Below are 13,111 nucleotides of genomic sequence, written 5' to 3' on the forward strand. Positions count from 1 at the left end.
GCAGAACTGGCCTCAGCAGACCACCCTAGGTTCTACCGGTTTCGCCTGGAAGGCTTCACGGGTGGTTTGGGGACGTCCTGTGTGGGGGCGGCAGACTCCTGCTGCAGCTCTCCAGCAGAGGGCTCTGCTGGCTCGGCGTCCTGCCATTCGAGTTGAGCCTCTAGGTCGAGCAAGCGCCGCGTTAGATCACCTTCACGACTCGCGGCCAGAGCAGCGGAAATGTTGAGCGCTTTGACCTCCTCCCTGAGCTCCATTACCTGGGTCTTATGGTGTTCGATTATCGCAGCGGCCCGTGCATCGGATAGCGTCAAGGCTTGAACCTGGTTGGTGAGGAGCTCCACCTTATCGCTTTGCGCGTGCAGGGCTTTTGCCTGTTGGCGTGCCTCGCCAATCAAGCGCTCGTTGTCTCGACTCAAACGTGTCAGCTCATCCTGTTTGACCACGAGTGATTCTCTAACCTGACGCAATTCCCCTTGGGCTAGCTGAAGCTGGCTTTCGTGGCGACGCTGGTCTTGCTCGCGTTGCTCTTTTGTAGCTTCGCGGTAATGCTCAAGGGCGTTACGAGCATGAACATGCTTTTCCTCTAGGGTTTGAATCTGTTCATCCCGTTCCTGGATACGACGCTCAAGGTCATCACGCGCCTGGTTCAATTGAGCATTACGGCCAAGCTCTTCACGCAGGGACGTTTCACTCACCTGGAGCGCCGCAGTTTGAGCCTCCAAGGCCGACTGTTGAGCCTCGAATTGCTGCTTTAGCGTCGCGAACTCGCCCTCCAAGCGTTGGTTGCGCTCCTCAAGATCACGAACCTGTTCATCAAACTTTGCCTGGGCGACAGTCAACGCCTGACTGCCCTCCTCCATCACTTGGTCAAGAAGGCTCTCAACACTCGCCTTCAGCGCACTGCCTATGCGGTCGCGTAGCTCGATGACCGGACGCTCAGCCGCATCCAGCTCTTTCAGATAGCGAGAAATCGTGGACTTGGAGCCCGTATTTCCGAGCTCTACCCGCACGCTGTCGATGCTCGGGTGCATGCCTTTGGCTAGCAAGGCCTGTCTCGCCTTTTGCACCAGCGCTTTGTTGATTCCACCCCGAGCCATGGATCCACTCCTACGATTTCGTACTGTGTTACATGTCATGTAATTACGTGACACGATATTGAAATTTTAGCTGATTTTACGAGGAGAGCCTAGGAACCTATAATGGAGCCTTATGGCTTCTAGAAACCCCATTCCGTTATTTGAGCGTCCAGATACCCTGCTCGCGGCGCGAACACACCGACTTCAAGGTCAAGCGAGATGGACAAGGCGAATCGATACCTACAGGCGGGTACCCGGGAAAACACGCGTAAGAGCTACCGGGCTGCGATTGAGCACTTCGAGGTAACCTGGGGTGGCTATCTCCCTACGACAGCAGATGGAATCGTCCGCTATCTCGCGGAATACGCAGATAAGCTGTCACTCAACACGCTCAAGCAACGCTTGGCGGCATTAGCGCAGTGGCATATCACACAGGGCTTTCCCGATCCGACTAAATCTCCGAACGTGCGCCAGATGATCAAGGGCATCAGGGTTGTGCACCCTGCCAAGGTCAGACAGGCTGCCCCGCTGCTGATCAGGCACCTGGAGCAGGCAATCGATTGGCTGGAGGCTGAAGCAGCGGCCGCTCATGAGCGAGGTGACTACAAATCGCTTGTTCGCCACCGCCGATCGGTGGCGATTGTGCTTATTGGGTTTTGGCGAGGATTCCGTGGCGACGAGCTCACCAGGCTAACCGTCGAAAACACTGAGGCATCAAGTGGCGAAGTGATCAGCTTTTATTTGCCATACACCAAAGGTGATCGCGCACATGAGGGGCAGACCTTTCAAACGCCGGCGCTGACGAAGCTTTGCCCTGTGGAGGCGTACATCAACTGGATCACTGTTGCCGGACTCACCAATGGGCCCGTGTTCCAGCGGATTGACCGCTGGGGAAATCTCTCAGGTAAAGCCATTCAGCCTCATAGCCTGATCCCGCTGCTCCGTAGGATCTTCAAAGAAGCGGGCCTGCCGGAGGCCCTTTACACGAGCCACTCGATGCGTCGGGGTTTTGCGACCTGGGCATCGGCCAATGGCTGGGACATCAAGGCACTAATGGGTTATGTCGGCTGGAAGGATATGAAGTCTGCGCTGCGCTATGTGGACTCAAGCGTCTCTTTTGGCCACCTAGCAATCAAAGCTCAGCATGGGTACTGACGCCCAACTGACCCCTCTGGCGCCTATGCGGCTCAAATAGTTAAACCAGGCGACACCCAACCGTCAGCCAGATGTGATGCCTTAGCGACTCGGTAACAACTGCCGACGAGCATGCTCTACAACCTAGCGTGGTTCGTCGGGCGGTAGCTCAAGTTACCGCGTCAGGGTGAGCGCTCTACCGTTACGGGTTGGCGGACTGACCGTCCAAACTCCAGCATTAGAGCCGAGGGTGCCCCCGTTTTTTCAAGCGGACATGAGCACTCTCAAGCTAGGTTAGGGATAGAAATTCCAACCTGCCCCTTTCCAAGCCGTCATGACCTGGTTACGCCACGGATGCGGCGCCCTGCCCCCGCTGCTGAACAACCGCTCTTCAGTCTGATGAGCATGCCATCCCAGGTTTGTCGACAAGCTATCTACCTGATTGCAGTAATCTACGTAATCAGCAGAGCTCACCTTGTCATCCACGATCAATCGGAGCATGCCGGGGGCGTTGTGACGTAGCACCTTGGACGCGGACATGTAATCTTTGCGCACAGCCGGATACCGGCCCTGACCACTCAAGATGTGCATGCTACGAGCCGTCCATTGATCCAGGATGTATGCGTCCTGAAGCGGCGATGCAAAAAACAGGATCTTGGTAAAATACGCAGGGCCCATCCCTGGTAGCAGCTTCTTCCCCCTGAGCGCTAGAAAAGCGTCAAATCCAGATGCCCGGGTATGCTGACCTGTCCGTAAAGCGGTACAGAGGGTGAGGCAGTCACCGCGAACGGCCCAAATCCTGCGTCCGTTACCTCTTTGCATCCCACCCCAAGCCATGGTGCTGAGGAAACAGTTTTCCACTGAAAACGCTGGGCTCGCCCAAAGCGATCTCAACGCCGCTCGGGAAAGAGGTGTCTTCGCCAAGCCATGATGACGCCCGAGCCCTGGCTTTACTGATTCCGCCCAATCGTAAGGCGACGCTCCCACCCAAGGTCTAGGAGGAATTTTGTTCAGATGCTGGAACAGCGAAATTTGAGCGGGATCTAGTGTAGGGATCATTGGTGACCTGAATCGTCCTTATTCGGGGCCACCAGTATGCCACCCATCCACGTGAACAGGCTCCTTACCGCAGCAGCGAAATCGCCCTAGCGCTTTTGAAGACATGATCTATGGTCAATACGACTAGTAACAAATTGACCAAGGATCAATATTATGTCCAATGCAGCACTTCTTAAGCAGGCAATGCAATACCTCGACTTGACGGGCGTGGCGTTGGCAGAGCGAGTCAGCGCCTTGCGGGAGGATGACAAGCGGACGGCACCGGAAACGATAAGCCGCTGGCTGAACGGAACAAATCCTGTCGATCCATTCCTCATGGGCTGGATCACAGAGCTCGTGCGCTCGAAGGTTGGTGCCAACATCCAACCTATGGTGGAGCTGCCCAAAGACGGGCTCATTATCGCCGTGGTCAACCCCAAAGGAGGCACAGGTGTGACCAGCCTTTGCATGAACCTGGCGGCCACAGCAAAGTCGCTACACATGAAGACCACATACATGTATGCAGAGTACGAGGACGCACGGGGACGAGCCCAAATTGTCCCCAAGCTACTCGAACCATTGTGGATCAAATGTCCTAATCTGAGTCCTGAAAAAATCCTCGGATATAGGCCGTCTCTCGGGGAAATCGTACTCGTGGATGTGTCGAACCATCTAGCGTCGGACTCTTTTGTATGGCCTTCACCGCATGACAGCAGTGCGCCCCCCAAGGTAGATCCCAAAGGCTTCCTGGATCGCTTCCGTCCTGACCTCTACCTCATCCCTGCTGACCTGGAAAGCAGCCTCGATGTGCGGGCGACCAAGCGCTTTATCGACGGAGATGCTTTACATGCTCCGAAGTGGATCGTACACCGGCCGCGTACCATGTCTCTGAGCTTTGCATCCGTGGTCACCCGGGCAGGCCTGGATATCGAGAGCGAGATTTTCTACCCCTACTTCATCCCGCAAGCAGTCTCGACTTCGCCTCCTATTCCACGCGACATGCTCAGCGACTGGCAGGATGAAGATCAGCACCACCATCACTACCAACTACTCGACGCGGCGCTGAACAAGTTAGGTGGCAGAATCGTAGAGAGCTACGCGCTGCAACTGGAGATCGGAAGAATGGATTTGCCAGGGCTTTTGGAGCTAGTGGAGAAGACCTCTGCTCCCCGTCGGCAACCAGCTTAATGTAGGCAAAACGTAGCCCCGAACCCACTACCTAAGATCGGGATCTAAAAACTAAGGTTTACCTTAGTTTTTGCGGTTTTTATCACGGTTGGTTAGAGAATCTAAGCTATTGCTTAGTTTTTCCCCGGCTGCACCAAGGCGATGTCCCACAGGATTTAATAGGTCTCGCGGGCTGTGAGTGGTTTTGCTGCCAAACGAAAGGTACTTGTGTGTTCTGGTGCTTTAGGCCAGCTCGTACATGGCCTGGGGCGGGGTAACAGCATGGTAAATGAGATATTTCAGACAGAGCCTAGGTAGCAGCGAAGGAGCCCATCTCTATGGGCTCCATCTCGTTGCGTCCATCCAGTCTAGGGTTTGGCACCTGACCTGCACCGGCTCGTTAGAGCGAGTCTGCCCTTTTCGGCCATTCATGGGGAATCAGGGCATCCTCTGACTCCCTGTTCCACCGTTTGCGGGTGGCGGCGACGTAGCGAGGGTCATCCCCGAAGTAGGCGTGCTCAATCAGCAGCACTTGAAGCCCTTCCTGGGCAGCTGTTCTATTGAACAGGAAGTCTAAGTGCCGGCGCATCGCCGAGACCTCTTCATTCTCCTCGATGTTCGACTCATCTCCCCGCTGGGGGTAATAAGGTCGGCTGATCTGGTCGAACGCCAGGAACCCTGGTACCGGGGCGTCGATTTCTTCCAGGTATTTCTGAAGAGCAAAAGAGAGAGCGATGTGAATGGCCAGGTAGTTCTCATCTGACCCAGCATCCGGCAACCGCAATACAGCCTCGGAACGGTCTTCGATAATCGCTACATCCGGCGGTTTCGACGAAAACTCCAGATCAGCGCCGATGCATGGTGCGACCGTAGGGAGCTCTGCAAACGCAGCAGACAGATACTGGGAGACTTTGCGCTCAGCCCGCGACAACAACACCTGCTTAGCTGCACCGTTTACCAAGGCCTCCAGGCCTTGAATCTGCTCACGCAGGACGTTCAGATCCGGGCCCGCCAAAGGAGTTGCCGGGTTCATTTCCAAAAACTGGGATACCTTGCCCAGTAAGTGAGAATGGTACTGAGCCAGGCTGTCCAACCGTTTGGTTTCGGGTATCGGGCTTAGTGATGGCACTCCCAGACAAAAATGACCCGCCTGCGCCCCGTACCACGGGGTGATGAACCGCGTCGGCTACACCTGGCGCAACGCTTCGCCAACGGCTGGACGTTCAACCAGAACCTGCGCTGGCAAACGTTCCGACTAGATGGGCAACTGGTTTCCAACGCCAAGACGGCCGCCGACACAGGACCAGGTCTGGCGTCAGCCTGCGGCCTTGCAGCCAAGGCTGCGCATGAGGTCGCGCGCTGTTTCGAAGAACATCTGCTTGAGGTTTTGCGCACATTCTTCGGTCAAGCGACTGGCGGGCCCGGAAATGACCAGCGCCCCCATGGTCTCGCCTTGAGCGCCATAGATCGGCAGAGCCATGGAGGCGGCGTGGGGATCCGTGGCCCCTTGGGAATAGAAAGGGTTTTGCAGCGCAATGCCCACCTCATACGGCGCGCGCAGAGCTTGCGCACCCGCAGCCTCGTCCATCGGGCGCATATCGCCAGGCTGCATGATGAGCCGCAGCCGATGAGAAGAATTCACCCGATACTGGCACATGCGGTAGGCGCCGTGGCGCACATAGAAGGAGGCGGTCTCCCCCGACTGTTCGGCCAGGTGATGCAACCGTGGCATGACGTGTCGTTCCAGATCGAGCGCTTCCTGATACACAGCGTTCAAGCGCATCACCTCGCTCGCCAACTGATAGCGGCCGTCGGCCATGCGCGTGATGAAGCCATGATTTTCGAGCGAAACCATCAAGCGCATGATCGTGCTCTTGATAAGCCCGGTGCGTTCCACCAACTCGACCAGGCTCAGCGCTGAATCGCCGATCTGAAACGCTGTTAGCACGGTCAGGACTCGGTCTGCCGAAGCCACGCCATTTACCGCTGGACGCGGTCGCGCTTTCACCATTTGCAAAACCTCACATGAAGAGTGCCCTGAAGGTACGCACGGGCAGAAAGCGCCCATTATCAGACAATGGCTTGGCTGTGGCCAACTGCAGATGCGCCTCGCAGACGCAAAAATGCCAGCAGGCCGATGATTGCGCCTGCTGGCAACGGGTAGAACGGCTGTTACGGACCGGAGCTGCGCCGCGCTGCGATTACACCGCCAGGGCGCGGGCGCGTAGCTCGGTGTTGAGAATACGGTCGTTCTCGCTGTAGTCAACCGGGCAGTCGATCACATGCACACCCGGGTTGGAGATGCAGTGATCCAGCAGCGGCAGCAACGCATCGGCGCTCTCGACACGAATGCTACCCGCCGGACGGCCGGCATCGTTTTGCCGCTCCTGAGTGCGCGGTCAGGCCCTCCCCTCTGCAATCTTGTAAGTTGCCCGAGCAGTGCCGCTGAACAGCCAGTCTTTCTCGGCATCGGTAAAGTCCGCGACCACACGCTTGAATGCGTTCCATAGCACGCCGTAGCCGAACATGCCCTTGTCGACGGGAAAGTTGCTTTCGAACAGGCAGCGCTCTACACCGAAGCATTCTATGGCCAGCAGCAGGTATGGCCGCCACAACGCAGCCAGCAGGGCCGACCCCGGCGGCTGTGAGGCGATGTGGTGATCGAAACCTGACACTTTCATTCCCAGTCCTCCCAGCTTCAACCGCACGTTGGCACATTGCGCCAACTGCCGAAGGTCAGCCGACCAGCGCGCGAACACTTGCTCACGCTGGCCTGCATAAGGCCCGGCACCCAGCGGCCCGCCCAGATGGTCAACAACGATGACCAGTTCCGGGAATGACCGGGCCACCTCAAGTACCTCGCCGAGCTGGGTATGGTAGGCCCAGATATCCAGCACCAACTCACGCTGCTGAAGCTGGGCAAGCCCTTGCTGGAAGGCTGGCTCCAGCAGAATGCCTGCAGGCGGTGGTTTGGGATTGGACACCAGCCTTGGGTCTGCATGCCAGGCCGTTGTATTGCGGATACCGCGCAGGCGCGGGCCGGCACGCTGGAGCATTTCGTCGAGCACCGGCGCCACGGCATCGCCCAGCAACAGGTTGGCGCCACCCACGATGGCCTGGCACAGCCGTACGTCACCTAACACTCCGCTGGCACTGTACGCCGCCACACCGTTGGCGTACTCGACCTCCCCCACCGCCTGGAACGGCTCCGGACGGTCCACGGCCAGCATCGAACGGCACTGGATATACACCGAGGCCACCAGCCGATGTCCGCAGGCCATGTCGGCCAGATAATCCTCCATCATGTAGCGCTGACCGGGCCGATCCCACAGATGGTGGTGGGCGTCAATGATGGCCCTTTCGGGGTCCAAGGCTGCTTCACTTACCTGGGCAAGCCACTCCGGTCGAACCGGGGCATGGGGGGAATGCATGGTCAGCTCCTGCTACTGGCTCAGAACAATGCCACGGTATAGTTGACGATCAGGCGATTCTGGTCACCATTACGGGCCGCTTCGCTGTGGGACTTGCCGTTGCGCCAGGCCACTCCCAGGCCCTTGAAGGTGCCACTCTGGATCACATAGTCGAGGGAAAAATCCCGCTCCCATTCCGACTGCTCGGCGCCACCTGCGGTCTGTATATGCTCCCCTTTGAGGTACATCACCGAAGCCTTGAGCCCAGGCACGCCCAGCGCAGTGAAGTCATAGCCGTATTGCGCGAAGCCGGTACGCTCGCCGGCACGGGTGAAGCTCAGAAGCATCTTGTCGGTCCACAGATACAAGCTGCTGCCACCGGCGCCCTTGTCGATCGACCCTTGGTTGATCTGCACGAAGTTGCTGTTATCGGAAACACTCTGGTAACCCAGCATCAACGAATGGCCACCCAGGCGGTAGGTAAATGCCGCACTCCACAGGTCGCTGTCGATTTCGCCGTCGCCATTGGCGGTATAGCCGCCGACCGTATAGCCTCGCGCCCGTCCCGACGCACTGCCGTTAGCACCGTCCGAGCGGGTGCGGAAGTAGCGCAGGTCGGAGGTCAGCGAGCTATCGTCAGCGAGCGCCAGTGTGTGATTGAGGCCGGCGAAATGCTGCTGGTAATAATCCTGCAACTCACCGACGTAGTACTGCAGCATCAGGGCATCGCTAGCACGATAGTCCGCGCCGGCAAAATAAAACCGGTCGCTTTCCTGCGTACCGCCACTCACGGCCATTCCCGTCAGGTCAGTGGACGCCCGGCCTCTGGCGCGGTTGAGTGCACCCCCTACCAGGGTCAGGTTTTCGAACTCCTTTGACTGCAACTGCGCGCCTTGGAAGGTTTGCGGTAGCACCCGGCCATCAGAGGCTACCAGCACGGGGATCTTCGGCATCAATTGCCCCACTCGCAGCTCGCTCTTGCTCGCCTTGAGCTTCAGGGTCGCACCCGCACTGCCCCACTGGTCCGCTGCATGTTCACCAGCAGAAGGGATCATCGTGCTGCCCGCGTGCCGACCACGCCCGCTGTCCAGGGTGATACCCAGCATGGCGGTCGCATCCACGCCAACACCGATTGTCCCCTCGGTGAATCCGGAGCGCACGTCGAGCAGAAAGCCCTGCGCCCACTCTTCGGTCTTCGACGGCTGGGCGGTGCCATCCCGATTATCGCTGTTGAAGTAGAAATTGCGCATCGCCAGGTTGGCATGGCTATCCGTAAGAAAATCCGCTCGCGCAGGCAGCGTCAGGAGGCCAGCACTGGCCACAAGTGCAAAACCACAGAAAGAACGTGAGGATTTCAAGACAAAGGTTCCCTGGGCACCCGAGTACGGGTGCCTGTTTCTTGTTATTGGAATTGACGCAGACTTAGCCCTGCATGCCCCACCGGCGTACTGTGACCAGTTCGATGCTGCGGAACACCAGGCCTTCGACGACCAGGCCGATGACGATGACCATCAGCAGGCCGGCAAATACATGTGGCGTTTCCAGCGCATTGCGATGCTGGAACACATACCAACCCAGGCCGCCGGAATTACCGGAAACGCCGAATACCAGTTCGGCGGCAATCAAGGTACGCCAGGCAAACGCCCATCCAATCTTCAGGCCTGCCAGGATCGATGGCACCGCAGCTGGAATAAGGATGCGCGTGACCAGGCGCAAGCCGCGCAAGCCGTAGTTGCGCCCAGCCATGCGCTGGGTCTGGCTGACTGACTGGAAACCCGAATAGGTATTGAGCGATACCGCCCACAACACCGAATGCACGATCACCAGCATCAGGCTCTGGATGCCCAAGCCAAACCACAGCATGGCCAGCGGCAGAATGGCGATGGCTGGCAGTGGGTTGAACATCGCCGTCAAGGTGGCCAGCACATCGGTACCGAGCCGGGTCGAAACCGCCAGTGAGGTGAGTACCGCCGCCAGGGCGATGGCCAGTGCGTAACTCATCAACAGCACTTTGAGCGAGCTGACTACCGCCAGCGGCAGGACACCATTGAACACGTCCTGGGTCATGGCCTGCACCGTCTCGCTGAAAGTCGGGAACATCAGCGGGTTGTCCAGGTAACGGGCGTAGGCCTCCCAGAGCACGGCCAACACCACGAGCACCAGCGCCCGGCGTACCCCGGTATGTGCGAACAGCCGCTCGAACATGCCCAGTCGCCTGGCGACATCGCCCACTTGACCGGGTGGAACCGGTGCGTATTCGAAATCGGCACGTGGCAGGATGACAGGCTTATTCATGGGCAGTCTCACTGTGACCAAAGAGCATGTGGCTGATGCGCTGGTGCAGTTGGCCAAAGGCCTTGCTGCCCTGGTCGGCGAAGCCGAAAGCGCTGGCGTCGAGTTCGGCGCGAACCTGCCCCGGGTGCGGGGTCAGCACGAGAACTCGGGTACCCAGCACGATCGCCTCGTCGATCGAGTGGGTGACGAACATCAAGGTGAACGGGGCCTGATTCCACAACTCCAGCAATTCCTCCTGCATACGCCGGCGGGTCAGCGCATCCAGCGCGGCGAACGGCTCGTCCATCAGCAACATGGCCGGCTCCATCGCCAAGGCGCGGGCAATGGCTACCCGTTGCTTCATCCCGCCCGACAACTGGTGCGGGTAGGCGTCCCTGAACTTCTCCAGGCCAACCTTGGCGGCTGCGCGCGCCGCCCGCTCGGCAATTTCATTGCGTGGGAAGCGCCCGGTGACCTGCATGGGGAACATGATGTTGGCAATGACCGTTTTCCAGGGCATCAGTTGGTCGAATTCCTGAAATACCATCATGCGATCAGGGCCAGGTTCGCGGACCACCTGCCCATCAAGGCAGATCTGGCCAGCCACCGGCTCGACAAACCCGGCGACGCTCTTGAGCAGGCTCGACTTGCCGCAGCCTGAAGGGCCCAGCAAGACGAAGCGATCGTTGCGCTGCACGTCAAACGAAACGTGATGGGTCGCGGTGATCAACTGATCACGTGTTTTGTACTGCAAGGTGACGTTGTCCACATTCAGCAGCGCGCGTGCGCTGGCTTGCGCGGGCAAGGCGGTCGGGGACACCAGGCTCATCAGCTACCCTCCCCGTCGGCAACAGGGGCGAAGAACACCGCACGCCAATCGTCGGGGGCCTTTTTCAATGCACCGGACCGCACCATGAAATCGGCCAGGGCCATGACCCCGGTCGGCTGCACCGACCACTCACCACTGACCTGTCGCAACATAGCCTCGACCTGATCGAGCGACAGGCTTGACGGCTCGCTGGCCAAAAACAGTTCCGCTGCCTTGCGCGGCTCCCTGCGAATGTAGGCATTGGCCTCATCGATGGCCGCCACCACAGCAGCGCTTAACTGCGGGTTGTTCTCGACGAAGCGTCCGGTACTGGTCAGTACGCCGCTTGTCATGCGCATATCGAGCGCCGAAGAGAAGTCGAACAGCTTGCTGACCCTGGGATCCTGGGCCAGCTGATAGCTGTATGGGTTGGGGCCGATGTAGCCCTTGATGCCGGCTTTGTTCACCAGGCTGGAAGTCGCGTCGGGGTGAGGAAGACTGACCATCAAGCGGTCCAGCTTGTGGATCTGCTCGGGGCCAAACTGACGCTCGGCGGCCATCTGCAGCAGCAGGGCCTGTTGTCCGCTGGGCGAGCTAACGGCGATCTTGTCATCGGCCTTGAAGTCGGCCAGTGACTTGATCGCCGGGTCATTCACGAACAGGCCGTTGTCCCCGGCCACCAGCGCGCAAAGAGCCCTGACATCCAGCGAGCGACGCGTCTTCTCCCAGGCAATCAACGTCCCGGACAAACCATAGCCGCCAATATCGACATTGCCGCTGATGAGCGCGTCATTGATTGCCGGGGCACCACTGATGCGCTTGATTTCGAAGTCCGCGTTCGGGTGCCCATGCGCCTTGGCTTGCTGACGGAACATACCCAGCTTGTCGGCGACCGTGACCGGCAAGTAGGCATAACCGTACTGGATGGCAAGGGTAACGCGGTCTTGCTCGGCTTGCGCCGTCGCGCAGACTGCAGCCAGACCAAGGGCAATCGAGAGGCTTTTCAGGGGCAAACGAGGATGGCACAGCCTGCGCCATGGGCTTAGGTACATAGCAAACTCCACTTGTTATTATTTTAGAACGCCATTTCCTTTACAGAAGGTCATAAACATGCACCGTTCGTCAATAGCCAGTTTAAACGGGCAAAATCAATCGCATTTCCTATCGTCATGGTTTATTTTGCAACGGCATTGCAGTAAAAAAGAAAAGAAAAACAATTCGGACGCGCGTGCGTCCCTCCCCGCCAGGAGCGCCCATGAGCTTTTTCGCTGCCCCGCCGACCGTTGAAACCCGTGTTTTCACCCGCTTGCCCGAGCGCTTTCGCGACCCGCGCCCGACAAGCTGGGCCAATGCCAATCGTCAAGGCCGTGCCATCGACTCGTTCCTTGAGGGGCCCTCCTTCGACCGCCAAGGTCGCCTGTACGTGACCGATATCCCCAATGGACGGATCTTCCGCATTTCGCCACAAGGCGAATGGGAGCTGGTGTGTCAATACGATGGCTGGCCCAATGGCCTGAAGATCCACCAGGACGGCCGCATCTTCATCACCGACTACAAGCGCGGCATCATGCTGCTCGACCCGCAGACCGGTGCTATCGAGGCACTGCTCGACTCGGCAGGCTCCGAAGGCTTCAAGGGCGTCAACGATCTGGTGTTCGCGCCCAACGGCGACATGTATTTCACCGACCAAGGCCAGACCGGCCTGCAGGATGCCACTGGCCGCGTGTACAAGCTCGATGCCAAAGGCAATCTGACTTGCCTGCTGGGCACCATTCCAAGCCCCAACGGCATCGTCTACGACCCTCATCTGAATCATCTGCTAGTAGCTGTGACCCGCGCGCAACAGATCTGGCGCATCCCTCTGGGGAATGGGTCGATCGTCGGCAAGGTCGGGGTGTTCGCCCAATTGCATGGCGGCTTGGGCGGGCCTGATGGCCTGGCGCTGGATGCGCAAAGCAACCTGTACATCGCGCACACCGGCTTCGGCTCGGTGTGGAAGCTGTCGAAAGTCGCCGAGCCACTGCAACGTATCGTTTCCTGCGCAGGGATCAGCAATACCAACCTGGCTTTTGGCGGTGAAGACGGCCAGACCTTGTTCATTACCGAATCCGAGACCGGCAGCATCCTCCAGGTCCGTACCACCACCCCTGGGCTGGCCATGTACTCCCACAGCTGAACCCGCGCCTGTCAGCGCACACAACAAC

12 protein-coding genes and 1 pseudogene are annotated in these 13,111 nt (G+C 58.7%); 3 read left to right on the forward strand and 10 right to left on the reverse strand.

Annotated features, from left to right (window positions below):
- Nucleotides 1-32: 32 nt before the first annotated feature.
- Nucleotides 33-1,097, reverse strand: coding sequence for a DNA-binding protein (locus ACNFHO_RS04215; RefSeq protein ID WP_416765356.1), 1,065 nt, complete (start codon nt 1,095-1,097; stop codon nt 33-35).
- A gap of 198 nt (nt 1,098-1,295) precedes the next feature.
- Between ACNFHO_RS04215 and ACNFHO_RS04220 the strand changes: the two genes are divergently transcribed.
- Nucleotides 1,296-2,231, forward strand: coding sequence for a tyrosine-type recombinase/integrase (locus tag ACNFHO_RS04220; RefSeq protein WP_416765357.1), 936 nt, complete (start codon nt 1,296-1,298; stop codon nt 2,229-2,231).
- Between the two features lie 273 nt (nt 2,232-2,504).
- Here ACNFHO_RS04220 and ACNFHO_RS04225 read toward each other — a convergent pair whose 3' ends face one another.
- Nucleotides 2,505-3,269 carry a hypothetical protein gene (locus ACNFHO_RS04225; RefSeq protein ID WP_416765359.1) on the reverse strand — a complete coding sequence of 255 codons (765 nt, stop codon included), beginning with the start codon at nt 3,267-3,269 and terminating at the stop codon, nt 2,505-2,507.
- 153 nt (nt 3,270-3,422) lie between these two features.
- Between ACNFHO_RS04225 and ACNFHO_RS04230 the strand changes: the two genes are divergently transcribed.
- Nucleotides 3,423-4,436: a ParA family protein gene (locus ACNFHO_RS04230; RefSeq protein WP_416765360.1), complete on the forward strand. Its 1,014-nt coding sequence runs from the start codon at nt 3,423-3,425 to the stop codon at nt 4,434-4,436.
- Between the two features lie 379 nt (nt 4,437-4,815).
- On the opposite strand, the gene ACNFHO_RS04235 is transcribed toward ACNFHO_RS04230, so the two are convergent.
- From ACNFHO_RS04235 to ACNFHO_RS04270, 8 genes and pseudogenes are all read right to left on the reverse strand, one after another.
- A complete protein-coding gene (locus tag ACNFHO_RS04235) occupies nt 4,816-5,508 on the reverse strand; it encodes a DUF3732 domain-containing protein (protein WP_416765362.1) in 693 nt (230 codons plus the stop codon).
- A gap of 222 nt (nt 5,509-5,730) precedes the next feature.
- On the reverse strand, nt 5,731-6,426 hold the full coding sequence (locus ACNFHO_RS04240; RefSeq protein ID WP_416765364.1) for an IclR family transcriptional regulator: 696 nt from the start codon (nt 6,424-6,426) through the stop codon (nt 5,731-5,733).
- 190 nt (nt 6,427-6,616) lie between these two features.
- Nucleotides 6,617-6,763, reverse strand: a pseudogene (locus ACNFHO_RS04245) (hypothetical protein); the annotation flags it as partial.
- 51 nt (nt 6,764-6,814) lie between these two features.
- Nucleotides 6,815-7,846, reverse strand: a complete 1,032-nt coding sequence (locus tag ACNFHO_RS04250) for an amidohydrolase family protein (RefSeq protein WP_416765366.1) — start codon at nt 7,844-7,846, stop codon at nt 6,815-6,817.
- A 20-nt stretch (nt 7,847-7,866) separates the two neighbouring features.
- Nucleotides 7,867-9,183 (reverse strand): OprD family porin, encoded by a 1,317-nt coding sequence (locus ACNFHO_RS04255; RefSeq protein WP_416765368.1) that lies wholly within the window; start codon nt 9,181-9,183, stop codon nt 7,867-7,869.
- Nucleotides 9,184-9,247: 64 nt separating this feature from the next.
- A complete protein-coding gene (locus ACNFHO_RS04260; protein ID WP_416765370.1) occupies nt 9,248-10,120 on the reverse strand; it encodes an ABC transporter permease in 873 nt (290 codons plus the stop codon).
- Nucleotides 10,113-10,928 carry an ABC transporter ATP-binding protein gene (locus ACNFHO_RS04265; RefSeq protein WP_063544927.1) on the reverse strand — a complete coding sequence of 272 codons (816 nt, stop codon included), beginning with the start codon at nt 10,926-10,928 and terminating at the stop codon, nt 10,113-10,115. Before ACNFHO_RS04265 ends, ACNFHO_RS04260 begins: the two co-directional genes overlap by 8 nt.
- Nucleotides 10,928-11,920: an ABC transporter substrate-binding protein gene (locus tag ACNFHO_RS04270; RefSeq protein ID WP_416765372.1), complete on the reverse strand. Its 993-nt coding sequence runs from the start codon at nt 11,918-11,920 to the stop codon at nt 10,928-10,930. Before ACNFHO_RS04270 ends, ACNFHO_RS04265 begins: the two co-directional genes overlap by 1 nt.
- A 242-nt stretch (nt 11,921-12,162) precedes the next feature.
- On the opposite strand from ACNFHO_RS04270, the gene ACNFHO_RS04275 reads away from it, so the two are divergent.
- Nucleotides 12,163-13,083 carry an SMP-30/gluconolactonase/LRE family protein gene (locus tag ACNFHO_RS04275; RefSeq protein WP_416765374.1) on the forward strand — a complete coding sequence of 307 codons (921 nt, stop codon included), beginning with the start codon at nt 12,163-12,165 and terminating at the stop codon, nt 13,081-13,083.
- Nucleotides 13,084-13,111 lie beyond the last annotated feature (28 nt).

The sequence above is a fragment of the Pseudomonas sp. NY15374 genome (genome assembly GCF_048068255.1).
Lineage (GTDB): Bacteria > Pseudomonadota > Gammaproteobacteria > Pseudomonadales > Pseudomonadaceae > Aquipseudomonas > Aquipseudomonas machongensis.